This window comes from Corynebacterium sp. HMSC11E11 (genome assembly GCF_001807025.1).
Taxonomy (GTDB): Bacteria; Actinomycetota; Actinomycetes; order Mycobacteriales; family Mycobacteriaceae; genus Corynebacterium; species Corynebacterium freneyi.
The window spans coordinates 64,905-91,798 of the sequence record NZ_KV787170.1 but is presented as its reverse complement, the minus strand read 5'-3'; the positions used below and the strand labels follow the sequence as shown (position 1 = coordinate 91,798).

Genomic DNA, 26,894 nt, shown 5'->3' with positions numbered 1-26,894 from the left:
GCCACCCGGCGCCGGAGCACCGGCCTTGGCGGCCGCACCCGCACCAGCGGCGGCGGCACCGGCCGCGCCACCGGCGGCGGCCTTCTTCGCGGCATCGGCCTTCTTCTTCGCCTCGGCCTCCTCGGCGGCCTTCTTCTTGGCGGCCTCCTCCTCGGCGCGGGCGCGCTCCTCGGCCTCGATGGCCTCGGTGTCGACCCAACCGCGCTCCGGCTGCTGCAGCCACTCGGGCTCGCGGGCCGGCGGCAGGGCACCGTCGACAAGCACGGAATCGCGGATCATCTGGGCGATGTCCACAACCTCGGGCTTCTTGTCGTCATCCGCGACGACGTTGTTGACGCCGTCGGACATCATCGTCTTACAGAACGGGCAGCCGATCGCGATGGCGGACGCGCCGGTCGCCACCGCCTCTTCCGTGCGGTTGACGTTGATGCGCTGGCCGATGGTCTCTTCCATCCACATGCGCGCACCACCGGCACCACAGCAGAAGCCGGTGTTCTTGTTGCGCGGCATCTCCACCAGGTTCGCGCCCGACGCGCCGATCAGCTCACGCGGCGCCTCGAAGACCTTGTTGTGGCGGCCCAGGAAGCACGGGTCGTGGTAGGTGACCTGACGGCCCTGGCCGGAGGCGACCGGCTGCAGACGGTTCTCGCGCACCAGCTGGTTCAGCAGCTGCGTGTGGTGGACCACCTGGTAGTTGCCGCCGAGCTCCGGGTACTCGTTCTTGAACGTGTTGTAGCAGTGCGCACAGGTCACGACGATCTTGCGCTGCTTCGGCGGCACGCCCTCGAACACCTCGCCGAGCTGCTCGATGTTCTGCTCGGCGAGCATCTGGAACAGGAACTCGTTGCCCGCGCGGCGAGCGGAGTCGCCGTTGCAGCCCTCGGCCTGCGACAGCACCGTGAACTTCACGCCCGCGGTGTACAGCATCTCCGCGACGGCCTTGGTGGTCTTCTTGGCGTTGTCGTCGTACGCGCCGGCGCAGCCGACCCAGAAGAGGTACTCGGTGTCGTCGAAGTTCTCGACGTCCTCGCCCCACACGGGCACGACGACGCCGTCCTGGCGGACCTCGTTGATCCAGTCGGCGCGCGTGGAGGCGTTCTGGCCCCACGGGTTGCCCTTGGTCTCGAGGTTCTTGAACAGGCCGGCCAGCTCGGTCGGGAAGTCCGACTCGACGAGCACCTGGTAGCGGCGCATGTCGACGATGTGGTCGATGTGCTCGATGTCGACCGGGCACTGCTCGACGCAGGCACCGCAGTTGGTGCAGGACCACAGGACGTCCGGGTCGATGACGCCGGCGTCGCCCTCGCCGACCAGCGGCAGGGTCAGCAGCGGCGACGCCTCGGCCGCCTCCTCGCCCTCGACGCCGGCCTTCTTGTTGGCCAGCAGGTACGGGGCGGACTGGTAGGCGTGGTCGCGCAGCTGGTTGACCAGCAGCTTCGGCGACAGTGGCTTGGCGGTGTTCCACGCCGGGCACTGCTCCTGGCAGCGGCCGCACTCGGTGCAGGACGTGAAGTCCAGCAGGGCCTTCCAGGAGTGGTCGGTGACCACGCCGGTGCCCATGGAGTCGACCTCGGGGTCGGCCTCCTCCAGGTTGAGGATCTCGCCGTCGGAGGTCATCGGCTTGGCGCCGCCGAGGGCGTTGTAGCCGTCGGCGTTGCGCTTGAGCAGGATGTTGGCGAACGCGAGGAAGCGGTGCCAGGCGACGCCCCAGGTGAGGTTGCGGCCGACGACGAACAGCCAGATCATGCCGGACAGCAGCTTGATCAGGGCCATGATCGACACGAACTCGGGGGACGCGGGGAGGATCTTGGCGATCCAGCCGGTGACGAAGTCGGTCCAGTGGACGGTGCCGTCGCCGTAGGTGGCCAGCTTGGCGGCCTTGACGAACATCATGCCCAGGCCCTCGATGAGGACGACGGCCTCGACGAAGTAGGCGGCCTTGGCGTTGGAGCCGTAGAAGCGGCTCAGGCGTTCCTTGCCCAGGTTGGTCTGACGCACGATGATCAGCGTCAGGATGCCCAGGGTGGTGCCCAGGCCCAGCAGCTCGTCGATGAAGTGCCAGGCCGCGAGGTCCTTCAGGATCGGCCAGCCGCCGGCGGGCCAGAAGGTCTGGATGTACGCCTCGAACCAGACGAGGGATCCGAGGAGGAAGCCGACCATGACGAACCAGTGGGCCACGGCGACGCCGGGCTTCTTGGCCATCTTGGTGTGGCCGACGATCTCCTTGATCGTGGTCCAGATTCGGGCACCCCATTCGCCGGTGTGTCCGTAGGTCTTCTGGCCGACCATGATCGTGCGGACCATGTGCGCGAAGCCCTTGATGAACACGAACCAGCAGGGCAGGGACAGCAGCAGGCCGATGAAACCGACGGTGATGGTGAACCCGTTCGAGGTCACGGCATCGCCGGCGGTGTCGGCTGCGAGATGAAGCACGCTCATGACGTTCCTAACAGTGTCGGCGTGAACAATGGCTGAGTGTCCGCCCGTGGGTGACGGGTGGACGTAAATAGTTCTCTTGTGAGGTATATCACGAGCGTCGTGGCAGGTCGAACGGGTATCGCAAATGGGGGTCGGGGTGCGTGAAGTCCCGCTGGTGGAGATTTTGCGCACATTTTCATGACTTAATGTCACCCGCCGTTTGCCTTACGCGCTTTACGACGATCCGCGTGACGGCGGGTCGTCGTAAAGCAACGGGGACGGGGTGGGGAGGTGAGGGGCGGCCGCGGAAATCGTGTGTGATGCGAATCACATACAAAAGTTGAGTCTGGTGGGAACAACTTTGGGAAGGCGTTCGTTGTGCTGGGTGCAAGGTTGAGTGGATGGCGCTCAAGAAGAGGGCTCCCGCGCTTGACGCGAATCGGGCCCTTCGGCAAACTTGAGCCCCGGACGCTTAACGTCAACGTCAAGCAACTGAGAACAAACGAACGTGGGTCGCGAACCGGCCCCGCAAACAGGAGGACATCAATCATGGGACGTGCAGTCGGTATCGACCTGGGCACCACCAACTCCGTCGTGTCGGTGCTGGAGGGCGGCGAAGCCGTCGTCATCGCGAACTCCGAGGGTTCGCGCACCACCCCGTCGGTCGTCGCCTTCGCCAAGAACGGCGAGGTGCTGGTGGGCCAGTCGGCCAAGAACCAGGCGGTCACCAACGTCGACCGCACCATCCGCTCCGTCAAGCGCCACATGGGCACCGACTGGAGCATCGACATCGACGACAAGAAGTACACCGCGCAGGAAATCTCCGCGCGCACGCTGATGAAGCTCAAGCGTGACGCCGAGTCCTACCTGGGCGAGGACGTCACCGACGCGGTCATCACCGTGCCGGCCTACTTCTCCGACTCCGAGCGCCAGTCCACCAAGGAAGCCGGCCAGATCGCGGGCCTCAACGTCCTGCGCATCGTCAACGAGCCCACCGCGGCGGCCCTGGCCTACGGCCTGGAGAAGAGCGACAAGGACCAGACCATCCTGGTCTTCGACCTGGGCGGCGGCACGTTCGACGTGTCCCTGCTGGAGATCGGCGACGGCGTCGTCGAGGTCCGCGCCACCGCCGGCGACAACAAGCTGGGCGGCGACGACTGGGATCAGCGCATCGTCGACTGGCTCGTCGACAAGTTCAAGGCGGCCCAGGGCATCGACCTGACCAAGGACAAGATGGCCCTGCAGCGTCTGCGCGAGGCCGCGGAGAAGGCGAAGATCGAGCTGTCCTCGTCGCAGCAGGCCAGCATCAACCTGCCGTACATCACCGTCGACGCCGAGAAGAACCCGCTGTTCCTCGAGGAGACGCTGTCGCGCACCGAGTTCCAGAAGATCACCCAGGATCTGCTCGACCGCACCCGCAAGCCGTTCCAGCAGGTGCTGGCCGACTCGGACATCCCGGTGTCCGACATCGACCACGTCGTGCTCGTCGGTGGTTCCACCCGCATGCCCGCCGTGTCCGACCTGGTCAAGGAGATGACCGGCGGCCGTGAGCCGAACAAGGGCGTCAACCCGGACGAGGTCGTCGCCGTCGGCGCCGCCCTGCAGGCCGGCGTCCTGCGCGGCGAGGTCAAGGACGTGCTGCTTCTCGACGTCACCCCGCTGTCCCTGGGCATCGAGACCAAGGGCGGCGTGATGACCAAGCTCATCGAGCGCAACACCACCATTCCGACCAAGCGCTCGGAGACCTTCACCACCGCCGAGGACAACCAGCCCTCCGTGCAGATCCAGGTCTTCCAGGGTGAGCGCGAGATGGCCGCGGCCAACAAGCTGCTCGGCTCCTTCGAGCTCGGCGGCATCGCCCCGGCGCCGCGCGGCGTGCCGCAGATCGAGGTCACCTTCGACATCGACGCCAACGGCATCGTCCACGTCACCGCCAAGGACAAGGGCACCGGCAAGGAGTCCACGATCACCATCCAGGACGGTTCCGGCCTGTCGCAGGAGGAGATCGACCAGATGATCAAGGACGCCGAGGCCCACGCCGAGGAGGACCGCAAGCGCCGCGAGGAGCAGGAGGTCCGCAACTCCGCGGAGTCGATGGTCTACCAGACCCGCAAGTTCGTCACCGACAACGAGGACAAGGTGTCCCAGGACATCAAGGACCGCGTCGAGGAGGCGGCCAAGGGCGTCGACGAGGCGCTGAAGGGCACCGACATCGAGGCCATCAAGACCGCGGTGGAGAAGCTGTCCACCGAGTCCCAGGAGATGGGCAAGGCGATCTACGAGGCCGAGGCCGCGCAGGGCGCGACCCAGGCCGACGCCGGCGAGGCCGGTGACGCCGCCGCCGACGACAACGTCGTGGATGCCGAGGTCGTCGACGAGGACGAGAAGGACAAGTAAGAATGACGAATCCGACCGACAACCCCTTCGCCGACCGGGGCGCCGGTCCGGACGCCGGGCCCGCCGAGGCGGCCTCCGCCGAAGGCGTCGATGACGCCGCCTTCGATGGTGCCGTCGACGCGGACGCCGCCGCGCAGGCCGACGCCGATGTGGTCGAGGCCGAGGTCGTGGCCGAGGACGCCGGCGACATCGATGATGAGGCGTCGCGCCTGCGGGCGGAGCTCGACGAGCGCACCGAGGACCTGCAGCGCGTGTCCGCCGAGTACGCCAACTACCGGCGTCGCGTGGATCGCGACCGTCAGCTCGACCGTGAGCTGGCCAAGGCGTCCGTCGCCGGTGAGCTGCTGAACCTGGCCGATGACCTCGACCGGGCGGAGCAGCACGGCGACCTGGCCGCCGAGGGGCCGCTGAAGGCGTTCGCGGACAAGTTCCGCAACACCCTCACCACTCTCAAGGTCACCGAGTTCGGTGCCGCGGGCGACGAGTTCGACCCGGAGATCCATGAGGCCGTGCAGGACACGTCGACCGGCGACGACAAGGTCATCGGCGATGTTCTGCGCAAGGGTTACCGCTTGGACGAGCGGTTGATCCGCACGGCGATGGTCATCATCGCCGACCCCGCCTGACCGGCCCCGGTCCGGTGGCAACCACGGAAGGAGGAGATGTCCGATGACTCAGCGTGAATGGGCGGACAAGGACTATTACGCGGACTTGGGCGTCTCCAAGTCCGCTGGCCAAGACGAGATCAAGAAGGCGTACCGCAAGCTTGCCCGGGAGAATCACCCGGACACGCATCCCGGTGACGTGAAGGCCGAGGAGCGTTTCAAGAAGATCTCCGAGGCGTATTCCGTCGTCGGCGACGCCGACAAGCGCCGCGAGTACGACGAACTGCGGGCCGCGTTGGCCGGGGGCGGGTTCCGCTTCCCGGGCGCGGGCGGCGGTTTCGGCGGCGGTGGCTTTTCGACGGGCCAGCCGGGCGGTCCCGGAGGGGCCGGGGGCTTTGATTTCAACGTCTCCGACATCTTCGGCGAGGGCCGTGGCGGCGGTGGTTTCGGCGACTTCCTCAATGGTTTCGTCAACCGCGGTGGCGGTGGCGGCGCCGGTGGGGCGGGTCGAGCCGCTCGGCCGCGTCGCGGCGCCGACGTGGAAACCGAGATCACCCTCGATTTCCGCGAGGCCGCCAAGGGCGTGACCATTCCGCTGCAGCTGACCAATCCGTCGCCGTGCACCACGTGCCACGGGTCGGGCGCGAAGCCGGGCACTCACCCGGTGACGTGCGGCACCTGCCACGGGTCGGGCTTCACCAACGAGCAGCGCGGAGCCTTCGGGTTTTCGTCTCCCTGCCCGGATTGCGCCGGCCAGGGCACGAAGATCGAGGATCCCTGCGGCGATTGTTCGGGCACCGGCGTGACCACGCGGCGCCGCACCATCACGGTGCGGGTGCCCGCGGGCGTCGTCGATGGCCAGAAGGTCCGTTTGGCGGGCCAGGGCGAGGCGGGTCTGCGCGGCCGTCCGGCCGGCGATCTGTTCGTCAAGGTCCACGTCCGCCCCGACGAGATCTTCACCCGCACGGGCGATGATCTGGAGGTGACGGTGCCGGTGAGCTTCGGCGAGCTGGCGCTGGGCGGCACGATCACGGTGCCGACGTTGGACGGCAAGGTTCGCGTCCGCGTTCCCGCCGGAACGTCCGATGGCCGTACGCTGCGCGTCCGCGGTCGTGGCGTGCCCAAGCGGTCCGGTACCCCGGGTGACCTGTTGGTCACCGTGCGGGTGCAGGTGCCGTCGAATCTGGATGACGCCGCCACGTCGGCGTTGCGTTCCTACGTCGAGGCCGAGCGCGCCAGCGGGTTCAACCCGCGCGACGGCTGGGCCGGTGCGAAGTAGGCGATCGCCGTGACCGCACGAGAAACCCGCACCGACCCCGCCGAAGCGGCCGGACGCGCCGAGCACACCGGGCGGGCGGAGGCCGGCGCCGAGTCCCGCACCGAGGTGTACGTCATCTCGGTGGCGGCGGACCTGGCGGGCATGCACGCGCAGACGCTGCGCAATTACGACCGCCTGGGGTTGGTGACGCCGCAGCGCACCCGCGGCGGCGGCCGCCGTTACTCCCCGCGGGATGTGGCGCTGCTCCGCGAGATCCAGCGTCTGTCCCAGGAGGAGGGCGTCAACCTCGCGGGCATCAAGTCGATCATCGAGCTCAACGCCCGAGTGGAGAAGCTCGAGAACGAAAACGAGGCCCTGCGCGCCAAACTCGCCGAGGCGGAGGCCCGCCGCGGCCGCCCGCGCGGCGAGATCGTCCACGTCCCCCGGTCCACCGCCGTGGTGATGTGGGAGCCCCGCAAGCGTCGCCGCCGCAGCTCGGACTAAACGCGCTGCGATCCCGCCCGCGGCCCGTCCGCAGTGAATGAGCCCCGTCGGCCCCGTGCCGGCGGGGCTCATCGCGTCGTCGAGCCGGAGGAATGGTCGGTGCCGGTCTCAGTTCCGGTCGCGGTTCCCGTCCCAGTCGCGGTTCCGGTCCCGGGGCCGGAGCCTGGGATCGTCGACATCTTTTCTTCCAGCCGGTCGCGGAAATCCGGGTCGGGGAAGTAGTCGTCGGTGTGGGATTTCAGTTTTCCGGGCAGGTCCCACCCGTTGCGGCCCTTCGCCTTCACCGCATCGGAGATGTCCATCCGGTTCGCCCCGAACCACCGGGTGGTCACGTCCGCACCGTGGACGGGCGATGCGCCGGCGAACCTGATCGGGTCATCCGGGGAGGTCACCGCCACCACGCGGTGGCCGTTTTCGCTGACATGGTGCGGTGTGCCGTCGCGCCGATTCAGACGCATGTCCCGTACGTCGCGGATCCCCGGCCCGGCCCCCGGTGACCCGACCAGCACCACTGCGTCGGCGTGCAGTCCGTGGCCCCGCGTCGCCTGAGCCACCACCGTCGCACCGTAGCTGTGCCCCATGACGCTGAGCTTGGCGTTGGGGTTGTCCGCCAGCTGGGCTTGGAACATCTGGAGCGAGGTGGCCGCCCGTTCGTGGTAAGTGCTGCTCGCCGCGCTGACCAGGCCCGGGGGAGCGTCGTACGTCCAGGCGACCACGGCGACGTCGGGGCCGTGGAGCCATCGGGCCCGCTCGATGTGCCCGGCCAATTCCTCGGCCGTCGACGAGGTGCCCGGGACGATGGTGATGACGTGCTCGGCGGTGCGCGGATCCCCGACGGCCACGGCGGTCGTCCCGGGGGCGGTGTCCAGCACCTCGACGTCCCGTCCGACGTCGTATCCCCACCGCTCCCGCACCCGGTCGACTTCCGCGGCCTGCAACGGCGGCAGCCCCGCCGACCCTTCGACCCGCCCGAGCGGCTGGCCCGGCGTGGACAGGTGGGCGCCGGCGGGGAACTGGGCGCGCAGTTGGGCGGCGGAGCGTTCGTCGGCCTTGAGCGCCTGCTCCACCTGGATCGCGATGTTCCTCCGGTGGTGGCCGAGCCCCCGTGCCGTGCCGCCGACGTCGGCGATGCTCGTCGCCCGAGCCCCGCCGGACAGCACCCTGCCGGTGGCGCGGTCGACGATGAAGTCGTCGTCTTCCGCCTCGGCGATGGCCCGGGCCAGGTTCTTCTGTGCCAGAGTGATCCGCCCGCAGGCCCGGTCGAGTTCATCGGCGAACCTGCCCAGCGCACCGGCGTCACGCCGCAATCGGCCCGCCCGATCCACCACGGCCGCCTCGCCCTCCCGCCGGATCGGCCCGTCGAGATGCGTGAGGGGGACCCCATCGAAAGCCTCCGCGATGGTGTCCGCGGCCTCCGCCAGCCGTCTGCCCGCGCCCCGCCACGATCGCGCCGCCTTTTCGAAATCGGCCGGCTGCCACGCCAGGATCATCGCGATGTCGGACACAGCGCACCCCAGTTGATCTCGTCGCAGTCCTCGACGCATGTGGCGATGGCCTCCGCGTCGAGCCCCAAATCTTCGACGGCGCCGCCTTCCATCGCGAGTTCCTCCCGCCACAGCACTACGCCGTGCATCAACTCTCCCCAGGTCCGTGACCCGGTCATCTCCGCGTCGTCGTCAAGCAGGAAACCCAGCCCCCGCACGCGATGGCCCTGCACCGCCAACCGTTCGCCCACCTCGCGCAGCGCGGCCGGACTCACCGTCATCCCCGTGTCCTCCATGCCCGCAGGATCACCGGCGACGCGCGCCCGCGCACTCCGGGCGGCCGCCGGAAACGGTCCGATTGTGGATGGATCCGCAGACCGCCCCACCTGTGTATGAACCCCGGTACCGTCGGGCACATGCGCATCGCACTCGCCCAGCTGGAACTGTCCGCGGAACCCCAGGAGAACCTCGGCGCGGTCAAGGACGTCATCGTCCGCGCCGCCGACGCCCGGGCCGACCTGGTCGTTTTCCCCGAAGCCACGATGAAGGCCTTCAACACCGGCCGCCTGGACACCGTCGCCGAACCCCTCGACGGGCCTTTCGCCACGGCCGTCCGCACCGCCGCGGCCGATGCCGGCGTCACCGTGGTGCTCGGCATGTTCCGCCCCGCCGACGTCGTCGAACGCGACGGCAAGACCATCCACCGCGTGCACAACACCCTGCTGGCCACCGGACCCGACGTCGACGCCCACTACGACAAGATCAGGCTTTTCGACGCCTTCGGGTTCCGCGAATCCGACACCGTCGCCCCCGGCGCGGAGACGGTGATCATCGACGTGCCCGTCGGAGACGGCGAGGTCCGCCGAACCGTCCGCGTCGGCCTGGCCACGTGCTTCGACATCCGCTTCCCCGAGCACTTCGTGGAACTGGCACGGCGCGGCGCCGAAGTCATCGCCCTGCCGGCGTCGTGGAACGACGGCCCCGGCAAGGTCCGCCAATGGGAGGCCCTCGTCGCCGCCCGCGCCCTGGACTCGACGTGCTTCGTCGCCGCCGTCGACGCCGCCCGCCCCGGCGGCGCCGCCAAGGCCGGCAAGCCCGAGGGACCCGTCGGCGTCGGCCATTCGATCCTGTCCACCCCCGACGGCGACGTCGTGGCCAAGGCCGGGTTCGACCCGCAGCTGATCATCGCCGACATCGACCTCGACGAGGTCGCCCGCATCCGCACGTCCATCCCGGTGCTGGAAATCCGCAAGTAGGGGCCGCGTCCGCAAGAAGCCGCGAAACCGACGAACGCCCCGCCCCGGAAGAACCGGGGCGGGGCGTCACTCGTCTGACGCGGCGCGCTTTACAGCGAAGCCTCGTAGATGCCCTTCACGGACTCGGCCATGGTGGCGTCGAACTCCTCGTCGGACTGCTGGGCCGACAGGCCCTCGGACAGCGCGCGGGAGAAGGAGGCGATCATGCCGGGCTGGCGGGAGAGGCGCTCGTTGGCCTCCTCGCGGGAGTAGCCGCCGGACAGGGCCACGACGCGCATGCACTTGGGGTGCTCGACCAGCGGGGTGTAGAAGCCATCCACGGAGGGGATGGAGACCTTGATCATGACCTGCTGGTCCTCGGGGAGGGCGTCGAGGTGCTTGATCATCTCGTCGAGCAGGATGGCCTCCGCCTCGGCCTTGTCGGCGGCGTGGATGTCCACCTCGGGCTCGACGATCGGAATCAGGCCATGCGACAGGACCTGCTTGGCGAAGTCGAACTGCTGCTCGACGTTCTCCTTGATGCCGGCCTCGTTCGCCTCGGCGATGAAGGAACGCATCTTCGTGCCGAAGATGCCCTTGGCCACGCCACGCTCCAGGAGCTCGTCCAGGCCCGGGCACGGCTTCATCAGCTGCACGCCGTTGGCCTTGTCGGCCAGGCCCTTGTCGGTCTTCAGGAACGGGACGATGCCCTTCTTCTCCCACAGGTACTGCGCGGTGGGGATGCCGTCGATGTCGCGGTCCATGGTCTGCTCGAACAGGATCGCGCCGATGATGTGATCGGAGTTGAACGACGGGGACTTGATGATGCGGGTGCGCATCGCGTGGACCAGGTCGAACATCTCGTCCTCGGAGCTCCACTGGTCCTCGGTGACGCCGTACAGGCCGAGCGCCTTCGGGGTGGATCCGCCGGACTGGTCGAGGGCGGCGATGAAGCCCTTGCCCTCGGTCATCTGCTTGGCCTGCTCCGGGTTAATGGCGTTCATGCGTGTCCTTTCGTCGGGAAGGGTGTTCGCCATAAGCCTAGTCAAGGACGGGAAAACCCGCTTCCCGGGCGACGGTGGTTTCGGCCACGGGATCATGGTGGATGAACCGGGGATCCGCACCCGCCGCGACCAGGCGCTGACGCGTCGCCTTGATCATCTCGCCGCGACCGGCGATGAGCACGGTTTTTCCGGCCAGTTCGCCCCCGCGGTGCATGCGTGCGGCGACGTCGGCGGCCACCCCCAACCTGGGCAGGGGGGCGTTCGGGTGGAAGCTGAACGGGCCGGGGTCGGTCAGCGGCGCGTCGTTTCGCTTTTCGACGGCGGTGGTCACCGTCAGGTTCGGAAGGTTGCGCGCCAGTTCCCACACCGTCCGCAGGTCGTACAGTTCGCCCGGCGTGCGCGCGCCGTAGATGAGGTGGATCGGCGGCGGCGAGGGGAAGTCGGCGGATTCCATGATCATGGCGCGCAGCGGGGCGAGGCCGGTGCCGCCGGCGATCATGAGCAATTCGCGGCGTTCGGGTTCGGGAAGGTGGTGACGGCCCTGTGGCGGGTCGTCGTCAAGCGGATCGCGGTACTCGTCCAGGACCCGGCCGAGGTCGCCGCGCGGGGTTCCGAAAACCCACTCGTCGCCGGGGCGCGACGCGACGACGAGCGGCCGCGACTGTTTGCCGCCGTCGACGATGCGGACGTGAAACTCCAGCAGCCCCTCCGGATTCGGCGGCACGGCCGGGGAGTAGTCGCGCCAGATGCCCGGCGCCAGCGGGGAGCGGATGGGAATGTGCTGGCCGACGGTGAACGGGATCGGCTTGGGGCAGTGGACGCGAATGATGGCGATGTCGCGCGTGCGGCGCTGCACCTCGAGAACCCGGCCGACGTACGTGGCGGGGCCGTCGGTGCGGTCGGCCTCCACTGCGGCGGCGGCGATGAGGGACATGGCCTCGTCGAGGATCTCGCGCAATGCGTCTACCTGCGCGCCGGAGTCGGGGCCAGCGGGTAGGCGCTCGCCGAAAACGTCGAGCAGATGCTCGGCCAACGTGGCGTAGTCGCGCGGGGCGACGCCGAACTTCCTGTTCTCGCGGGCCAGCTGCTCCAGGCGTCGGATGGTTGCGGCGGGGAAACGGCCGACGTCGGCGCGGGTGACGAGGGCCGTGGACAGGGCGGACATGAACTGGTCCCGCAGCGCCGTCTTCGAGCCGCCGAACATGTGGCGGAAGCGCGGTTCGGCGTCGAGCAGACGCCGGAAGGCTTCGGGGCCGATGGTCGGCGCTTGTCGCCCGAACGCGGCGGCGGCGCGCATGAGGCGGCGGGTTCGTTCCATGGTCGACCAGTGTGGCACGCGAACCTGGGGCGGAGAAGAGGGTGGGGGGATGGAAGAGGTCGGTCGATTGCCGGTCGGCTGCCCGATTCGACGCTGTCGTGTGATGTAAATCACCGAGTTTCGCAGCCTTGAGTGGAACACGCTCAAGTCTGGGCGCGTTATACGGCATGAATGGCTAGGATCGTGGCAATCCCGGAAGGGGGTTGAGCGCGATCGACTCATGTACGAACATCCCACGAAAGGACGAGGACCATGTCGTTCACCCCGACCACCAAGACGAACGAGGCCCTGCAGGCGGCGCTGAAGTCCGCGTCCGCTGCGGGCAACCCCGACATCCGCCCGGCGCACCTGCTGGTGGCGCTGTTGGAGCAGGAGGACGGCATCGCCGCGCCGCTGCTCACCGCCGCCGGCGTGGAGCCGACCGGCGCGCTGACCCGTGCCCGCGAGATCGTGTCCGGTTATCCGAGCGCGCAGGGCTCCAACATGGCGAACCCGCAGTTCAACCGTGATGCGCTCAATGCGCTCACCGCGGCCGAGGAGCTTGCGGGTGAGCTTGGCGACGAATACGTGTCGACCGAGATTCTGCTCATCGGCATCGCCACCGGCCAGTCCGACGTCGCCAAGTCGCTGCAGGACGCCGGTGCGACGCCGGAGGCGCTCAAGGGCGCGCTGACGTCGGTGCGCGGCAACCGGAAGGTGACCACCGAGGACCCGGAGGGTCAGTACCAGGCGCTGGAGAAGTACGCGACGGACCTGACGGCCCGCGCCCGGGAGGGCAAGATCGATCCGGTCATCGGCCGTGACCAGGAAATCCGCCGCGTGGTGCAGGTGCTGTCGCGCCGCACGAAGAACAACCCGGTGCTCATCGGTGAGCCGGGCGTCGGCAAGACGGCGATCGTGGAGGGCCTGGCCCGTCGCATCGTCGCGGGCGACGTGCCGGAGTCGCTGAAGGGCAAGACCCTGATGAGCCTCGACTTGGGTTCGATGGTCGCCGGCGCGAAGTACCGCGGCGAATTCGAGGAACGCCTGAAGGCGGTGCTCGACGAGATCAAGGAGTCCGACGGGCAGATCGTCACCTTCATCGACGAGATCCACACCATCGTCGGCGCCGGCGCGACCGGCGACGGTTCGATGGACGCGGGCAACATGATCAAGCCGATGCTGGCCCGCGGCGAGCTGCGTCTGGTCGGTGCGACGACCCTGGACGAGTACCGGAAGTACATCGAGAAGGACGCGGCGCTGGAGCGTCGTTTCCAGCAGGTCTTCGTCGGCGAGCCGTCGGTGGAGGACACCATCGGCATCCTGCGTGGCCTGAAGGAGCGGTACGAGGTGCACCACGGCGTGCGCATCACCGACTCCGCGCTGGTCGCCGCCGCCACGTTGTCGGACCGCTACATCACGTCGCGGTTCCTGCCGGACAAGGCCATCGACCTGGTCGACGAGGCCGCGTCGCGTCTGCGCATGGAAATCGACTCTTCTCCGGAGGAGATCGACTCGGCCGAGCGCATCGTGCGTCGCCTGGAGATCGAGGAGATGGCGCTGGAGAAGGAGACCGACGTCGCCTCCGCCGAGCGTCTGGCCAAGCTGCGCGAGGAGCTCGCCGACGAGCGCGAGAAGCTGACGCAGTTGAAGACGCGTTGGCAGAACGAGAAGTCGTCGATCGACGATGTCCGCGTGGTCCGCGAGGAGTTGGACGCGCTGCGCACGGAGTCGGAGAAGGCTGAGCGCGAAGGTGATTACGGTCGCGTCGCGGAGCTTCGTTACGGCCGCATCCCGGAGTTGGAGAAGAAGCTCGCCGAGGCCGAGACCGCGGTCGAGGAGTCGCAGGGCGAGTCGATGCTCAACGAGGAGGTGTCGCCGCAGGAGGTCGCCGACGTCGTCAGCGCCTGGACGGGCATTCCGGCCGGCAAGATGATGCAGGGCGAGACCGAGAAGCTGCTGTCCATGGAGAAGGTCCTGGGCGAGCGGGTCGTCGGTCAGGAGGAGGCCGTGGTGGCCGTCTCCGATGCGGTGCGCCGTTCCCGGGCGGGCGTGGCGGATCCGGATCGTCCGACGGGTTCCTTCCTGTTCCTGGGCCCGACGGGCGTCGGCAAGACGGAGCTGGCGAAGGCGCTGGCGGAGTTCCTGTTCGACGATGAGCGTGCGATGGTGCGCATCGACATGTCGGAGTACGGCGAGAAGCATTCCGTCGCGCGTCTGATCGGTGCCCCTCCGGGGTACGTCGGTCACGATGCCGGTGGTCAGCTGACCGAGGCGGTGCGTCGTCGTCCGTACACCGTCGTGCTGTTCGACGAGGTGGAGAAGGCGCATCCGGATGTCTTCGACGTGCTGCTGCAGGTCCTGGACGAGGGGCGTTTGACCGATGGGCAGGGCCGGACGGTGGACTTCCGCAACACCATCCTGATCCTGACGTCGAACCTGGGCGCCGGCGGCAGCCGCGACGAGGTGATGGCGGCGGTGAAGGCGGCGTTCAAGCCGGAGTTCATCAACCGTCTCGATGACGTGGTGATCTTCGACGCCCTGTCGAAGGAGCAGCTGCGCGGCATCGTGGACATTCAGGTCGCGCAGTTGGCGGCCCGGCTGGCGGCGCGCCGTCTGGTGCTCGACGTCGATGATGCGGCGTTGGATTGGCTGGCCGAGCGTGGCTACGACCCGGCCTACGGTGCCCGTCCGCTGCGTCGCCTGGTGCAGAAGGCCATCGGGGACGAGCTGGCCAAGCGTCTGCTCGCCGGTGACGTCCGTGACGGTGATCGTGTTGCGGTGACCGTGGCCGAGGACGCGGGTGCCGACGAGCCGGGCCTGCGCATCGTGGGCTACGACGAAAGCGGTGAGCCGCGCACCGCGGAGTAGCTGGCGCGGCTGCCGGCGGGTGCGTTGCTTGACGACGGCCCGCCGCCCGGCTGAGTAGCCGGGAACCTGTTTGGAAGTGCATGTTGGAAGTGCACGCGAAAGCGGGCCGGGTGGAGGCACCCGGCCCGCTTTCTCATGCCCCGTCGTTTCGTCGCCCCTGCTTCTCCACCGTGAACGTCAACCGGTCCGGAAACACCGCCACGTTCGAACGGACGGCCGTGGCTCCCCGGATTCATCCGTTTCACGTGCTACTTCTCGTGGTCGACCACGCGATGAAAGGACGTCCGGATGCTTGACATCATCATTTCCATTGTCACCGACCCCGGTTTCGCCAAGGGGTTCCTCGCCGGGGCGATCGAGCACGTCCGCGAGATCGTCGGCCCCTTGTCGTAGGCGATGGGCGTCGTAAAGCGGCGCCGCACGGCACGGCCCAGCCGACCGTAATCGGCCGGGGCGGCCCCTCGACCGGGACCGACCGCAGTTAAAACCCGATCTTGCGCTTCGTGGTCAGCTTGCCGTTGACGAATCGGGTGAGGAACGGCGGCGACATGAACGATCCGGCGAACAGCACCTTCGCCTGCAGGCCGACCGGGTAGTGGATCTTGGCGGGCTTGGGGGTGTGGCGTTCGCCGTCGCGGTACCCGGCGTCGATGCAGTCGACGACCGCCTTGGCCACGTCATCGGCGGTGAGGCGGATGCCCAGGCGCGACGTGCCGGTGGTGGCCACCCCGTCCAACATGCCGGTGTCCGCGTACAACGGCCACAGCGCGGCGACGCGGATGCCGTGGGGGCGCCACTCGTAATCCAGGGCCTCCGTCAGGCCGCGCACCGCGAACTTCGACGCCGAGTACGTCGCCATGTCCGGGGTGCCGTAGATCGCCGCGGCCGACGCCAGGTTGATTAGCTGGCCCCGGGACTCCTTCAGGTACGGCAGGCCGAGCTTCGCGCCGTAGGCCACGCCCTTGACGTTGACGTCGATGATGCGCTCGTCGACGTCGGTGTCCGCGTCCTCGAACGCGCCACCGTAGAGAATGCCGGCGTTGTTGACGAGCACGTCGATGCCGCCGCCCGCGGCCTCCGCGAAGGACCGCAGCGCCTCGCGCCACTCGTCGGCGTCGCGGACGTCCAGGTGCCCGGTCACCGCGCCCGGCCGCCCCTCGGCCCAGGCGACGTCGTCGGAGATGTCGTACACGCCCACGGTCCAGCCGCGGTCGAGGAGGATCTCCGCGGTGCGCCGGCCGATGCCCTGGGCCGCGCCCGAGATGAATGCGGTGCGCTTCGTGTGGTTCATGACGCCAGGTTAGCGGCCCGTGCGTTTGCGGCGCGGCGGATTCGGCGGTTCGCCTCTAGGCTCTCCGGTATGAGCACCTGCATCTCCGCACGGGATCTCCACGGTCGCATCCAATCCGGCCGCCGCACCGCGGTCATCGACGTCCGATGGTCGCGCGACCGGTCGTCCTACGACCACTACACCATGGCGCACATTCCCCTGGCGCTGTTCTGCGATCCGACGTATGACCTGGTCGGCATCCCGGACCGGGCCAATGGCCGCAACCCGCTGCCGGAGCTGGCGCGAGTCCAGGACGCCGTCGACCGGTGGGGCCTGACCGACGACCACGAGGTGGTCCTCTACGACAAGGGCGATGGTCTGCTGGCGTCGCGCGGTTGGTGGATTCTGACGTGGGCCGGCATCAAGGACGTCAAGGTGCTCGGCGGGGGTCTGCGGGCGTGGGAGGCCGAGGGTTTCGCCACCGCCGGCGGACCGGGCAATCTGCCCCAGCCGGGCGACATGACCGTCACCGAGGGAAACCTGCCGGTCATCGACGTCGACGAGGTCGCCGCGTGGCCGGACAAGGGCATCCTCGTCGATTCCCGTGAGCCGGCGCGTTTCCAGGGCCGCGCCGAGCGGCTGGATCTGCAGGCCGGCCACATCCCGGGCGCGGTGAACCTTCCGGCCCGTGCGCTGCAGAAGGACGGCGTGTTCCTGCCTGCGGAGGAGATCCGCGCGTTGCTCGGCGAGATCGGCGTGACGTCGGGTGAGCAAGTCGCCGTGTACTCCGGTTCGGGTCTGCACGCGTCGTTGTTCGTTCAGGCGATGCACCATGCGGGTTTGCCGGGTGCGTCGTTGTTCGTCGGCGGTTGGTCGAAGTGGGCGGGTGATCCGGCGCGGCCCATCGTCCGCCTGTGAGGGAGCGGCATAGACTGTTCCCACGATGACTTATCTCTTCATTCTCCTCGGGATTGCGCTGCTGTGCGCGGGGGCGGCGTTGTTCGTCCTGGATTCGCGCCGCAGGTCCGGCGCGTCGTCGCGTGACGACGTTGCGCCCGTGTCTGCGGAGACGGCCTCCGGGTCGGGGGAGATGGAGGAGACGCCGGAGGCGGAGGAGACGCCGGAGACGGGGGAGACTGGCGCGAACCGGTCCGAGGTGGAAGTCGAAACGGAAGTCGAGGCCGAGCCCGAAACCGCGAGCGTGACGGAGGCCGGAGTTGAGTCCGAAGTCGAGCGCGAAGCGGAGATCGAACCCGACCCCGAGACCGCGATCGAGGCTGACACAGAGACCGAGGACGAGGCTGAGTCGGGGCCCGAGCCCGAGACTGCGGCTGCGCCTGAGCTCGAGCGTGACACGGACATCGAGCCGGAGACCGCGGTAGAGGCGGAGCCGGAGACCGCTCCCGAAGAGGCGTCCGGGGCCGAGTCTGACGTGGCCGAGTCCACCGACCCCGACGATGAGCCCCTGGATCTCGGCGACGAGCCCGCCGCCGCACCCCGCCGTCGTTTGCGCCCGTCGTTCGTGCCGAGGTTTCCCACCCGGGCCGATCTCCGGCACCTCGGTCCGCTGGGCGGGCTGGCGGCGCGCCGGGCGCGCAAGGCGTGGGCGCTGGACCGCAATGCAGACTTCAGCAAGATCGACACTGAAATCGCGTCGTGGTGGAGCCGCGTGCCCGAGGGCGACGCCCGCGACGTGGTCAGCGGTTTCGCCCACGGCCGCGAGATGCACCTGTGCGACATCGGCGGGGTGACGTTGCTGGCGCTGCGCCGCCCGGTGCCCTCCGACGAGATCATGGAATTCTCCCGCGACGGCCGCACCGACCTGCCCGAAGTCGGGGTGGAGGACGACGTGACCGTCTCCGCCACCGACCCCGAGGTCATCCACCGCATCTTCGACTCCCGCGCGCACCGCGTGCTGCGCGACATCCCGGAGTCCATCACCGCCGTATGGGCGGAGGGCGAATGGGCCATCGCCGCGTTCGCCGACGGCTCCGGCCCCGGCGAATGGGACGCGGCGCTGAAGCCGTTGGCCGGATTCGGCGACATCGCCCGCCGGTTGCCCCCGTCGCCGGGATCCATCGGCGAACTCGATGCCGCCCACCGGGACCCCACCCGCCCGACGGCCGACGACGTCGCCCGCGCAGCCGGCGCCGACACCGCGGCCCCGGGGCACCTGCGCCCCCTGCCAGACCCCTCGGCCGCGACGACCCCGACCCCGGCCACGGCGGTCGCCGAACCCGCCGAGGAAGCACCCGCCTGGACGCCTCCGACCGCCTCGGACCACCCGCTGGAAACGCCCACGCGATCCGTCGGCAAGCGAATGGGCGACGGTGACTTCCGGGACCTCGGGGAATCCGGCGCCGACCTGCCCGCCCTGGGCGAGGACCCGGAACACAGCCGGGCCACCGTCACCGGCGGGCGCATCATCCGCCCGGACTCCGGCCCCGCGGGGATCTTCGGCGACGCGACCGACGACGCGGCCGACGACGCGGCGGGCGAAACCGAAACGGCAACCGACACGACCACCGACGCGGCCACCGCACCAGACGCGGACGCGGCAGCCGAAGCAGAAACAGAAGCAGAAAAGGACGACCGGTCATGAACAACCCCCAGGTAGACGCAACGAAACTCGCGGAACTCGCCGAACTGGTCAAGGAGCTGGCCGTCGTCCACGGCCGCGTGACGCTGTCGTCGGGCAAGGAAGCCGACTACTACGTCGACCTGCGCCGCGCGACGCTGCATCACAAGGCCTCCGGCCTCATCGGCGAGTTGCTGCGCGAACTCACCGCCGACTGGGACTACGTCTCCGTCGGCGGCCTGACCCTCGGCGCCGACCCGGTGGCCACCTCCGTCATGCACGCCGCCGGCCGCCCCATCGACGCGTTCGTTGTGCGCAAGGAAGCCAAGAAGCACGGCATGCAGCGCCGCATCGAAGGCCCGGACATCGTGGGCAAGAAGGTCCTCGTCGTCGAGGACACCACCACGACCGGCAACTCGCCGCTGACCGCCGTCGCCGCCCTGCGCGACGCCGGCGCCGACGTCGCGGGCGTGGCCACCGTCGTCGACCGCGACACCGGCGCCGCCGACGTCATCCGCGCCGAGGGGCTGGAATACCGCTTCCTGCTCGGCCTCACCGACCTGGGATTGGAGTAGACATGGCCGCCACGACCGGAAAGACCGGCACCGAAACCTTCAAACAGGCCGCGGTCCGCCGCACCATCGAGGGCGCCGGCGCGCTGGTCGCCGCCGTGTCCCGCGCGACCCGCGAGCCCGAGCGCGCCGCCTACGTCGGTGCCGCGGCCGTCAACGTCGTGTCCTCGGCGCTGGGCGCGGAAAAGTCCCGCAAGGTGTCGAAGACGCTGCTCATGCCGCTGCTGGCCGCCTCCGTCGTGCGCCGCCGCCATGAAACCCGGCCCGCCGTGACCGCCGGCCTGCTCATCGGCCTGACCGCCGGCTGGGTCGGCGACCTCGTGCTCATGCCGCGCAAGAACGACCTGAACAAGGGCGCCGCAGCGTTCACGGGCAACCAGCTGGCGTACATCGCGCTGCTCCACGACGCCGGCGCCCGCCCCAACCGTTTCCGCGCCCTGACGCGCTACCCGCTGTGGGCCGCGTCGACGGTGGGCGCGGCGGTGACCCGCCCCGACCTGCTGCCGGCCGCCGCCGGCTACGGTTTCCTGCTCGCCGGCACCTCCATGCTTGGCGACGACTCGACCCTGGTCGACGGCCTGTCCGCCGACGTCGAGCCCGGTGGAGATCTGGCCAAGACCGACCCGCGCTTCGGCATCGGGCACGGCGGCAATCTCTTCCTCGTCTCCGACGCGCTGCTCATGCTGCGCGCGCTGGTGGGGGAGGAGGGCGTCGTCGGCAAGCTCCTGGACGCCGGCGTCATGGACACCTACACCGCCGCCCAGCTGCTGCTCGTCGACGGCATCCTCGAGCTCGGTCGGAAGTGACCGCGGACAACCCGCCCGCCGACGCCGCCCCCGGCCCCACCGAGTGGGGTCGGCCGCGCGTCGGCGTCGGCCCATGGGAAGAGGAACACCCCGGCCAGCCGCGCCCGGAGGACCCGAAATACGACCCGGAGCTTCTTGACGACGGCGACCGCCGCAACGTCGTCGACGCCTACCGCTACTGGACGAGGGAGGCGATCGTCGCCGACATCGACGCGCGCCGCCATCCGCTGCACGTGGCCATCGAGAACTTCGAAAACGACTCCAACATCGGCACCGTCGTACGCACCGCCAACGCCTTCGCCGCGGCGGCCGTGCACATCGTCGGCAGGCGACGCTGGAACCGGCGCGGCGCGATGGTCACCGACCGCTACCAGCACCTGCACCACCACGACACCGTCGACGAGGTCGTCGCCTGGGCCCGCGACCAAGGCCTGGCCGTCATCGCCGTCGACAACGTGCCCGGATCGGTGCCGCTGGAGACCGCCGAGCTGCCGCGCGAATGCCTGCTGCTGTTCGGGCAGGAGGGGCCGGGCGTGACCGACACGGCGCGGCGGGCCGCCGACATGACCGTGTCCATCGCCCAGTTCGGGTCGACGCGGTCCATCAACGCCGGGGTCGCGGCGGGGATCGTCATGCATGCGTGGATTCGAACGCATGCGCACCTCGAAGACGCGTGGTGAATCCGGGCGGACACGTAGTATGAGCGTGAATTGACCGGAGAGGAGTGCCACGTGGTGACCAGAATGTCCCCCGCGGAGGCCGAAAACTGGGCCTACCGCGCCGATGTCGCGGAGCAGGCGATCCGGGACCGGCATGCGGCCCGTCTGTGGGGGCTGCCGGGCACGAACCTGGCGGTGCCGTCGTGGCCCGCCCCGGTGGCGCACAAGGCGTTTTTCACCTGGCATTACTGGTGGCAGGCGCATTACCTCGACTGCCTCATCGACGCCGCCCTGCGCGTGCCGTCGCGGGAGAAGTCGAAGGCGGTGCAGGCGACGATCCGCGGCATCCGCCTCCGCAACCTGTCGCCGCTGGCGTCGAACAAGTACTACGACGACCGCGCGTGGATGGTGCTGGCCCTGGGGCGCGCCGGGCAGCTCGGTCGGGGTGCGCGCGGCACCACGCGGCGGCTGCTGCATGCCCTGGTGGAGGGCATCGACCCGTCGACGGGCGTGCTGCCGTGGCGGGAGGGCGACGTGTTCTTCAACGTGCCGTCGAACGGCCCGGCGGCCATCGCCTTCGCGCGTGCGGGCCGGTTGGACGAGGCCTGTGCGCTGGTGGACTGGGTCTTCGACAACCTCGTCGACGATTCGGGGCTGATCCTCGACGGCGAGCGTCTGTCCATGGGCGGCGTCGAGGTCGAGCGCGGCCGGTACACGTACAACCAGGGCGTCATGATCGGCGCGTGCCTGGAGGTCGCCCTGGCCCTGCGCGAACGCGGCGACCGGGATGCGTCGACGCGGTACCTGACGCGCCTGCACACCCTCATCCATTCGGTGGCCAAGGACATGGCGACGCCGGAGGGCGTGATCAAGGGCGGCGGTGGCGGCGACGGCGGCCTGTTCAACGGCATTCTCATGCGTTACATGGCGGATGCGGCGGTGCGGCTGCCGGCGGATGGTCGCACCGATCGCGCGGCCTCCCGCATCGCCCGCCGTCTGGTGCTGGCGACGGCCAACAGCGCGTGGCAGCACCGTCTCGAAGTCGATGGTCTGCCGTTGTTCCCGGCGGATTGGACGAAGGACGCGACGTTCCCGCAGGCCGGTGGCCTGGTGGCGGCGTCGGTGGCCGGCGCGGTGCGCGAGGGCGCCATCCGCGAGCGCGACCTGTCGGTGCAGTTGTCGGGGTGGATGCTCATGGAGGCCGCCGCCCGCGTGGGCGATGACGCCCGCCGGAAGCTCGATTCCGAAGGCTCCGGATTTTCGTCGAACCCGGGGAAGGGGTCCTCATGCGAGTAATCGATTCCGATGCGGTGCGTTCCGCCATGACCGTCGGCCGCGCGGCCTACGTGCTGCGCGAGGCTCTGCTCGACGGGCTCGACCCGGCGGCGGACATTCCGCGCGGCGGTGCCGACGTTCCCTCCGGCGGCCAGTTGCTGTGGATGCCGTCGACGTCGCGGGACCATGCCGGCGTCAAGCTGCTCACGGTCGGCGGCGACCCGTGGATCCAAGGCGCGTACCTGCTTTTCGACGGCCCGTCGTTGGCCCCCGTCGCCCTGATCGACGGGCCCGCCCTGACGGACGTGCGCACCCCGGCGGTGTCGTTCGCCGGCGTGCTGGAGATCGTGGCGGCGCGGCACGACTCCGACCGGCCGCTGCGGGTGGCCATCGTCGGCTCCGGCCCCCAGGCCGTCCACCATGCGCTCGGCGCGGTGGAGCTGTTCGGCGAGGGGCCGGATGGCGAGGGCGTCGACGTCACCTTCGTCGTCCGCACCCCGCGCGACATCGACTGCGACGTGCCGCACACGGTGGCCACGGAACTCCCGGCGGACGCGGATTTCATCGTCTGCGCCACCTCGGCGTCGGAGCCCGTGCTTGACGACGCCGACGTCGCCGACCATGCCGTCGTCGTCGCCATGGGCGCCCACCATCCCGAGAAGCGCGAGCTCCCCGGCGAATTGATGCGCCGCGCCCGCGTCATCGTCGAAGACGGCCACGTCGCCGAAACCGAATGCGGCGACGTGCTGCTCGCCGTCGAAGAAGGCCATCTGCGACGGGGCGACTGGACGGAGTTCCGGGACGTCGTCGTCAAGCAAGGCCTGGCGCGGGAACTCGCCGCCGCCGATGCGCCCATCGTGTTCAAGACCGCCGGCATGAGCTGGGAAGACCTCGCCGTCGCCGTGGAAATCCTCGCCCGCACCTGACGCCCCCGGCTACTCAGGGAGCAAGGCGTGCCACTCCGCGCACTTGGGGCACACGGGAAGGTCTCCGGGATCCTTCAACGGAACGATGAACATTCCGCACAGGGTGCGTCGGGCGCCGCCGTTGACCGTTCCGTCCGCGATATCGGGCTTGTGCAGGAAATGTGAGGACTGCGGTGGAAGGGTGTCTACCGCCTGGCAACGCGCATTGAGTCCTTCCAAGTCCGCCAAATGCCGCAACCACGGTTCGATCTCGATGATGAACTCGTGGAACTCCTTGTACACCGTGACCCTCGGGTTTTCGTGCCGTTCAATGGTCAAAAGGGCATGGGCTTTGAGTGATCGTCCCGCTTGAGAGTGCACGTCCCCGACGAAATTCGCGGTGATTTCGACGCTGCCCAACTTCTCGTCGAAGGCGATGGAAATCTGCATCTCGAATAGCTTTTCGTTCGGTTGCTTTTCGGGATTGATCTCGTGCAGGGGGTTGGGGACCTGGAGTCTACGATCGCCGCCGTTGTCATCGGTCAACTCGTGGAGAGCTGCGGTGATCTCGCGTTGAAGCCGAAGTTCGTGCTTGGTCAGTGTCTCGGCAACCCATTCCCGTTTGAGCAAGAGGCGATCTTCGTCGGTTGGTCGAAGCGTTCTTGGTCCATCGTTTTTGAGGGTGCGCTCGAGAACACGGTAAAAGTCTTCGTAGTCCTCGTGGTTGCCTTTGGCGAGCCCGGTCGTGCAAATCCAAGGTGTCCCACCATCATCCACCCAAATGCCAGCCCTGTACTGGCTCATGCGGATCTCGCGCAAACGGAACTCTGGAGGGGTGGACCGGATCCAGCCTTTGCCCGCTTCTCTGACGTCATCAAGATCTGCGCAGTGGTCGGAGATGGAGCGAAGCAATGGATGGGGCAAGTCCGCGAGGGGGCTAAGTTCGTTGGGTGCGAGGCTGCGGATCCCCGGGTCTTCCCAGCCCTCCGTGAGGTCCTCTCGGATAACGCGGAGGGTAGGGCGTGGGCGGCGCATGACACTCATGGAGATGATGGTATCGGGTGCTGCGGATCGCTCCTCGGGAGTTGGTCCTTACACCAGGTCCATCATCTCGTTGATGGCTGCTGCGCGAGCATCCCGATGTCGTGAGCGCTGTTCGACGAAGTGGCGAGTGTCGCTTTCGCGCTGCTTCTGAAAAGCGACGATGTCGCGGGCCAGGATGCGGCGATCGCGTCCAACGTGATGGAAGGGGAGTTCACCCGCGTCCATGAGCTTGATCAAGAACGAACGGCTCACATTCAGGCGTTTCGCCGCCTCATTGGGGGTGAACTCCGAGCTCAGCTCGAGAAGGGCCAGGTCTTCGCCAGCTTCGACACTCGCAGCCAGGCTTTCCAGAATGACGCGAAGCTGGGATTGAGGCAGTGCTTGCGCGAACGCTCGCAGCTCGGAGAGTTCGGTGGTCTCGACCGCAGTCGCGCGCAGTTCGGTGGTGTGCATGAGAAGCCTTCTTTAAATGATGAGGTGAATGATGCGGAGATGGTGGAGGAAGTGGGCCGTGAGCCGCGTGCAGATGATTTGAATGACGTAGATGATTTTACTGATCGGCAGAAAAACATCAACTGGTGATGCGGGTTGTCTACAGCTGTGCCGCATCTATCGTCCACAGCCGGATCGTCGCCGCCCTCGTCGGCCCGTCGGCGCTGGCATAGTGGTCGACATGAAGCTCAACGACATGATGGCGCCGCCCCCGGTGCACCTGCCCGCCTTCGCCGACGCCGACGCCGCCCGCGCCGCCGGCAAGCCCGCCGACGAAGTCATCCGCATCTGCCCGCGCGACTCCGCCGCCTGGGCCGACCTCGCCGAAGCGGCGCTGGGCCGAGGCGAAGACGTCACCGCCTACGCCTTCGCCCGCACCGGCTACCACCGCGGCCTCGACCTGCTGCGCGGCAACGGCTGGAAGGGCTTCGGCCCCGTGCCGTGGTCGCACGAACCCAACCGCGGCGTCCTGCGGGCGATTTCGGCGCTGGCGAAGGCCGCCCGCGCCATCGGCGAGGACGACGAATACGACCGCTGCCTCGCCCTGCTGCAGGATTGCGACCAGTCCGCGGTGGCCGCCACGAACCTGTGATCACCGGCGACGACCACGGCGGGTACGACCGCCGCACCCCGCGCGACGTCGGCCTCGACGCCACCGAGTACCTGGAGGCGTTGCGGCACCCGGCGTCCCGCGCCGCGATGGCGCTGCGCCGCCGCATGCGCCCGCGCACCCGGTTCCTCCATGGCGTTGAGCGGTTGCGCACGCGGTGGCTGCTGGTCATCCAGGCGGCGCTGGCCGCGGGCCTGGCGTACTGGTTCGCGCTGGACGTCCTCGGCCACGAGAATCCGTTCTTCGCGCCGATGGCGGCGTTCATCGGCCTCAACGTCATGGTCGAGGGGCCGCGCCTGAAGTTTTCGCTGGAGCTGGTGCTCGGCGCGGCGTTGGGCGTCGGCGTGGGCGACGTCATTTTCTCGGTGTTGGGCCCGGGGGTGTGGCAGCTGACGGTCGGCGTGCTGGTGGCGATGATCATCGGCGTGTTCGTCGGCCGCGGGCCGTTGGTGGTCAATCAGGCGGCGTCGTCGGCGGTGCTCATCGCGACGATCATGCCGCCGGGGTCGACGCTGGCCTACGACCGGATGATCGACGCCCTGGTGGGCGGTCTCATCGGTGTGGTGGTCATGGCGTTGATTCCGCGTAATCCGGTGTCGGAGGCCCGCCGGACGGTGGCGACGGTGCTGGATTTGGGCGCCGACGTCCTCTACGACGTCGCCCGTGGGCTGGAGGATCGTGATGCCGATCGCATCCGGGCGGGTTTGCAGGTGGCGCGGGCGTCGCAGGCGGATGTGACGTTGATGGACCGGACCGTCGCCGATGGCGTCGAGCAGGTGCAGTTGTCGCCGTTGCTGTGGAGTCACCGCCGGCAGTTCCGGTCGTTGGCGCGGCTGGTGCATCCGGTGGACAATGCGTTGCGCAACATTCGCGTTCTGGCGCGGCGGGCGATGACGGCGACGGAGGACAACGTCACCGCGTCCGACGAGTTGATCGCGCTGGTGATGGGGGTCAGCCAGTCGGCGCATACGGTTCGCAGGTTGCTTGACGACGCCCCGTCTCTCGCCGAGATCCCCGAGTGGGGGGAACTGCCGCATGATGATTCGAAGACGGCGACGTTCGCGGCGGTGTCGGGCGAGGAGGATGCGGAGCCGGTGACGCCCGAGGCGGCGATTCGGGAGCTGCGGATTCTCGCGGCCCGGATGCGTCCGTCGGTCGTGGAGGATGCGTCGTTGTCGGAGGTGGTGATTTTCGCGCAGTGCCGGTCGCTCGTGGTCGACTTGCTGCAGGTGTGCGGTCTGTCGCGTTTGTCGGCGGTGGCCGCGTTGCCTCCGACGGTGCCGCGGCCGGCGATGCCGCCGGAGGTGTGGGATCTCGACGAGGACGGGGACTGACCCCGCCGGCGGGCCGATCTCGCCCCGATAGGTGCGGCCGCCCCAGCGAATCCGCGCCCCGCGCCCCCGCCGGCGGGCCGATCTCGCCCCGATAGGTGCGGCCGCCCCGGCGAATCCGGGCCCCGCGGGGGCGTTGCTCGACAAATGCAGCCTCGTGTTTTTGCGTCCTGGGCATTTACCGTCGTTCACCTGGTGTGAGGCTGCATTTGTCGTATTCGCCGGCGGGCGCATCGGTGGCGGGGCGGGGGACGCTGCGGCGGAGGGTGAGGGTAAGGG

24 protein-coding genes are annotated in these 26,894 nt (G+C 68.8%); 16 read left to right on the top strand and 8 right to left on the bottom strand.

The genetic code is table 11. The features are described 5' to 3' along the window. The coding region (locus tag HMPREF3121_RS11380; RefSeq protein ID WP_070523580.1) for a (Fe-S)-binding protein at nt 1-2,439 on the bottom strand (2,439 nt) is incomplete at its 3' end. A 528-nt stretch (nt 2,440-2,967) separates the two neighbouring features. On the opposite strand from HMPREF3121_RS11380, the gene dnaK reads away from it, so the two are divergent. The 4 genes from dnaK (at nt 2,968) to HMPREF3121_RS11360 (ending at nt 7,182) form a co-directional block, all read left to right on the top strand. Further along, nucleotides 2,968-4,815, top strand: a complete 1,848-nt coding sequence (gene dnaK / locus HMPREF3121_RS11375; protein WP_070523577.1) for a molecular chaperone DnaK — start codon at nt 2,968-2,970, stop codon at nt 4,813-4,815. A gap of 2 nt (nt 4,816-4,817) precedes the next feature. Continuing rightward, on the top strand, nt 4,818-5,441 hold the full coding sequence (gene grpE, locus HMPREF3121_RS11370; RefSeq protein ID WP_070523575.1) for a nucleotide exchange factor GrpE: 624 nt from the start codon (nt 4,818-4,820) through the stop codon (nt 5,439-5,441). A gap of 43 nt (nt 5,442-5,484) precedes the next feature. Then, a complete protein-coding gene (dnaJ, locus tag HMPREF3121_RS11365) occupies nt 5,485-6,699 on the top strand; it encodes a molecular chaperone DnaJ (RefSeq protein ID WP_070523572.1) in 1,215 nt (404 codons plus the stop codon). Nucleotides 6,700-6,840: 141 nt separating this feature from the next. Next, nucleotides 6,841-7,182 carry a heat shock protein transcriptional repressor HspR gene (locus HMPREF3121_RS11360; protein WP_239253106.1) on the top strand — a complete coding sequence of 114 codons (342 nt, stop codon included), beginning with the start codon at nt 6,841-6,843 and terminating at the stop codon, nt 7,180-7,182. Between the two features lie 68 nt (nt 7,183-7,250). Here HMPREF3121_RS11360 and HMPREF3121_RS11355 read toward each other — a convergent pair whose 3' ends face one another. Both HMPREF3121_RS11355 and HMPREF3121_RS11350 read right to left on the bottom strand, forming a co-directional pair. Further along, nucleotides 7,251-8,687, bottom strand: coding sequence for an alpha/beta hydrolase (locus tag HMPREF3121_RS11355; protein ID WP_070523570.1), 1,437 nt, complete (start codon nt 8,685-8,687; stop codon nt 7,251-7,253). Continuing rightward, nucleotides 8,669-8,962: a hypothetical protein gene (locus HMPREF3121_RS11350; RefSeq protein ID WP_070523567.1), complete on the bottom strand. Its 294-nt coding sequence runs from the start codon at nt 8,960-8,962 to the stop codon at nt 8,669-8,671. The genes HMPREF3121_RS11355 and HMPREF3121_RS11350 overlap by 19 nt, the downstream gene beginning before the upstream one ends. Before the next feature lie 120 nt (nt 8,963-9,082). Between HMPREF3121_RS11350 and HMPREF3121_RS11345 the strand changes: the two genes are divergently transcribed. Then, a complete protein-coding gene (locus HMPREF3121_RS11345) occupies nt 9,083-9,922 on the top strand; it encodes a carbon-nitrogen hydrolase family protein (protein WP_070523605.1) in 840 nt (279 codons plus the stop codon). Between the two features lie 89 nt (nt 9,923-10,011). On the opposite strand, the gene HMPREF3121_RS11340 is transcribed toward HMPREF3121_RS11345, so the two are convergent. Together HMPREF3121_RS11340 and HMPREF3121_RS11335 are read right to left on the bottom strand one after the other, a co-directional pair. Further along, the gene (locus HMPREF3121_RS11340) at nt 10,012-10,905 is read right to left on the bottom strand and encodes a fructose bisphosphate aldolase (RefSeq protein WP_168161406.1); all 894 of its coding nucleotides are present in this window, start codon (nt 10,903-10,905) and stop codon (nt 10,012-10,014) included. Nucleotides 10,906-10,942: 37 nt separating this feature from the next. Then, the gene (locus HMPREF3121_RS11335) at nt 10,943-12,223 is read right to left on the bottom strand and encodes an FAD-binding oxidoreductase (protein ID WP_168161405.1); all 1,281 of its coding nucleotides are present in this window, start codon (nt 12,221-12,223) and stop codon (nt 10,943-10,945) included. 252 nt (nt 12,224-12,475) lie between these two features. Between HMPREF3121_RS11335 and clpB the strand changes: the two genes are divergently transcribed. Continuing rightward, on the top strand, nt 12,476-15,073 hold the full coding sequence (gene clpB, locus HMPREF3121_RS11330) for an ATP-dependent chaperone ClpB (protein ID WP_035122349.1): 2,598 nt from the start codon (nt 12,476-12,478) through the stop codon (nt 15,071-15,073). A gap of 481 nt (nt 15,074-15,554) precedes the next feature. Here the strand turns inward: clpB and HMPREF3121_RS11325 are convergent, their stop codons facing one another. Beyond that, on the bottom strand, nt 15,555-16,364 hold the full coding sequence (locus tag HMPREF3121_RS11325) for an SDR family oxidoreductase (RefSeq protein WP_070523562.1): 810 nt from the start codon (nt 16,362-16,364) through the stop codon (nt 15,555-15,557). Nucleotides 16,365-16,433: 69 nt separating this feature from the next. On the opposite strand from HMPREF3121_RS11325, the gene HMPREF3121_RS11320 reads away from it, so the two are divergent. The 7 genes from HMPREF3121_RS11320 (at nt 16,434) to HMPREF3121_RS11290 (ending at nt 23,159) form a co-directional block, all read left to right on the top strand. Next, nucleotides 16,434-17,261, top strand: coding sequence for a sulfurtransferase (locus tag HMPREF3121_RS11320; protein WP_070523559.1), 828 nt, complete (start codon nt 16,434-16,436; stop codon nt 17,259-17,261). Nucleotides 17,262-17,286: 25 nt separating this feature from the next. Then, nucleotides 17,287-18,945 (top strand): type III secretion system chaperone family protein, encoded by a 1,659-nt coding sequence (locus tag HMPREF3121_RS11315; RefSeq protein WP_070523556.1) that lies wholly within the window; start codon nt 17,287-17,289, stop codon nt 18,943-18,945. Continuing rightward, a complete protein-coding gene (pyrE, locus tag HMPREF3121_RS11310) occupies nt 18,942-19,496 on the top strand; it encodes an orotate phosphoribosyltransferase (protein ID WP_070523553.1) in 555 nt (184 codons plus the stop codon). Before HMPREF3121_RS11315 ends, pyrE begins: the two co-directional genes overlap by 4 nt. Before the next feature lie 2 nt (nt 19,497-19,498). Then, nucleotides 19,499-20,299, top strand: a complete 801-nt coding sequence (locus HMPREF3121_RS11305; protein ID WP_070523550.1) for a lysoplasmalogenase — start codon at nt 19,499-19,501, stop codon at nt 20,297-20,299. After that, entirely contained in the window at nt 20,296-20,979 is a 684-nt protein-coding gene (locus HMPREF3121_RS11300; RefSeq protein WP_070523548.1) for a TrmH family RNA methyltransferase, read from the top strand. Before HMPREF3121_RS11305 ends, HMPREF3121_RS11300 begins: the two co-directional genes overlap by 4 nt. A 63-nt stretch (nt 20,980-21,042) precedes the next feature. Further along, nucleotides 21,043-22,254 carry a glycoside hydrolase family 76 protein gene (locus tag HMPREF3121_RS11295; protein WP_209654483.1) on the top strand — a complete coding sequence of 404 codons (1,212 nt, stop codon included), beginning with the start codon at nt 21,043-21,045 and terminating at the stop codon, nt 22,252-22,254. Beyond that, nucleotides 22,245-23,159 carry an ornithine cyclodeaminase family protein gene (locus HMPREF3121_RS11290; RefSeq protein ID WP_070523542.1) on the top strand — a complete coding sequence of 305 codons (915 nt, stop codon included), beginning with the start codon at nt 22,245-22,247 and terminating at the stop codon, nt 23,157-23,159. The genes HMPREF3121_RS11295 and HMPREF3121_RS11290 overlap by 10 nt, the downstream gene beginning before the upstream one ends. 9 nt (nt 23,160-23,168) lie before the next feature. On the opposite strand, the gene HMPREF3121_RS12260 is transcribed toward HMPREF3121_RS11290, so the two are convergent. Both HMPREF3121_RS12260 and HMPREF3121_RS11280 read right to left on the bottom strand, forming a co-directional pair. After that, nucleotides 23,169-24,182 carry a DUF3039 domain-containing protein gene (locus HMPREF3121_RS12260; protein ID WP_083291702.1) on the bottom strand — a complete coding sequence of 338 codons (1,014 nt, stop codon included), beginning with the start codon at nt 24,180-24,182 and terminating at the stop codon, nt 23,169-23,171. 48 nt (nt 24,183-24,230) lie between these two features. Then, nucleotides 24,231-24,635, bottom strand: a complete 405-nt coding sequence (locus HMPREF3121_RS11280) for a helix-turn-helix domain-containing protein (RefSeq protein ID WP_070523536.1) — start codon at nt 24,633-24,635, stop codon at nt 24,231-24,233. Here HMPREF3121_RS11280 and HMPREF3121_RS12985 point away from each other — a divergent pair. The 3 genes from HMPREF3121_RS12985 (at nt 24,630) to HMPREF3121_RS11270 (ending at nt 26,618) form a co-directional block, all read left to right on the top strand. Further along, entirely contained in the window at nt 24,630-24,764 is a 135-nt protein-coding gene (locus HMPREF3121_RS12985) for a hypothetical protein (protein WP_256388244.1), read from the top strand. The genes HMPREF3121_RS11280 and HMPREF3121_RS12985 overlap by 6 nt on opposite strands. 91 nt (nt 24,765-24,855) lie before the next feature. After that, nucleotides 24,856-25,266, top strand: coding sequence for a DUF3151 domain-containing protein (locus HMPREF3121_RS11275; protein WP_070523600.1), 411 nt, complete (start codon nt 24,856-24,858; stop codon nt 25,264-25,266). Next, nucleotides 25,263-26,618, top strand: coding sequence for an FUSC family protein (locus tag HMPREF3121_RS11270; RefSeq protein ID WP_224370680.1), 1,356 nt, complete (start codon nt 25,263-25,265; stop codon nt 26,616-26,618). Before HMPREF3121_RS11275 ends, HMPREF3121_RS11270 begins: the two co-directional genes overlap by 4 nt. Nucleotides 26,619-26,894 lie beyond the last annotated feature (276 nt).

Bases quoted from the DNA above. Each gene is read 5' to 3' on its own strand.
- grpE (WP_070523575.1), top strand. From the start codon at position 4,818: ATGACGAATCCGACCGACAACCCCTTCGCCGACCGGGGCGCCGGTCCG.
- HMPREF3121_RS11280 (WP_070523536.1), bottom strand. From the start codon at position 24,635: ATGCACACCACCGAACTGCGCGCGACTGCGGTCGAGACCACCGAACTC.
- HMPREF3121_RS11325 (WP_070523562.1), bottom strand. From the start codon at position 16,364: ATGAACCACACGAAGCGCACCGCATTCATCTCGGGCGCGGCCCAGGGC.
- HMPREF3121_RS11345 (WP_070523605.1), top strand. From the start codon at position 9,083: ATGCGCATCGCACTCGCCCAGCTGGAACTGTCCGCGGAACCCCAGGAG.
- HMPREF3121_RS11295 (WP_209654483.1), top strand. From the start codon at position 21,043: ATGTCCCCCGCGGAGGCCGAAAACTGGGCCTACCGCGCCGATGTCGCG.
- HMPREF3121_RS11290 (WP_070523542.1), top strand. From the start codon at position 22,245: ATGCGAGTAATCGATTCCGATGCGGTGCGTTCCGCCATGACCGTCGGC.
- HMPREF3121_RS11350 (WP_070523567.1), bottom strand. From the start codon at position 8,962: ATGGAGGACACGGGGATGACGGTGAGTCCGGCCGCGCTGCGCGAGGTG.
- clpB (WP_035122349.1), top strand. From the start codon at position 12,476: ATGTCGTTCACCCCGACCACCAAGACGAACGAGGCCCTGCAGGCGGCG.
- HMPREF3121_RS12260 (WP_083291702.1), bottom strand. From the start codon at position 24,182: ATGAGTGTCATGCGCCGCCCACGCCCTACCCTCCGCGTTATCCGAGAG.
- HMPREF3121_RS11320 (WP_070523559.1), top strand. From the start codon at position 16,434: ATGAGCACCTGCATCTCCGCACGGGATCTCCACGGTCGCATCCAATCC.
- dnaJ (WP_070523572.1), top strand. From the start codon at position 5,485: ATGACTCAGCGTGAATGGGCGGACAAGGACTATTACGCGGACTTGGGC.
- HMPREF3121_RS11340 (WP_168161406.1), bottom strand. From the start codon at position 10,905: ATGAACGCCATTAACCCGGAGCAGGCCAAGCAGATGACCGAGGGCAAG.
- HMPREF3121_RS11305 (WP_070523550.1), top strand. From the start codon at position 19,499: ATGGCCGCCACGACCGGAAAGACCGGCACCGAAACCTTCAAACAGGCC.
- HMPREF3121_RS11315 (WP_070523556.1), top strand. From the start codon at position 17,287: ATGACTTATCTCTTCATTCTCCTCGGGATTGCGCTGCTGTGCGCGGGG.
- pyrE (WP_070523553.1), top strand. From the start codon at position 18,942: ATGAACAACCCCCAGGTAGACGCAACGAAACTCGCGGAACTCGCCGAA.
- dnaK (WP_070523577.1), top strand. From the start codon at position 2,968: ATGGGACGTGCAGTCGGTATCGACCTGGGCACCACCAACTCCGTCGTG.
- HMPREF3121_RS11275 (WP_070523600.1), top strand. From the start codon at position 24,856: ATGAAGCTCAACGACATGATGGCGCCGCCCCCGGTGCACCTGCCCGCC.
- HMPREF3121_RS11360 (WP_239253106.1), top strand. From the start codon at position 6,841: ATGCACGCGCAGACGCTGCGCAATTACGACCGCCTGGGGTTGGTGACG.
- HMPREF3121_RS11335 (WP_168161405.1), bottom strand. From the start codon at position 12,223: ATGGAACGAACCCGCCGCCTCATGCGCGCCGCCGCCGCGTTCGGGCGA.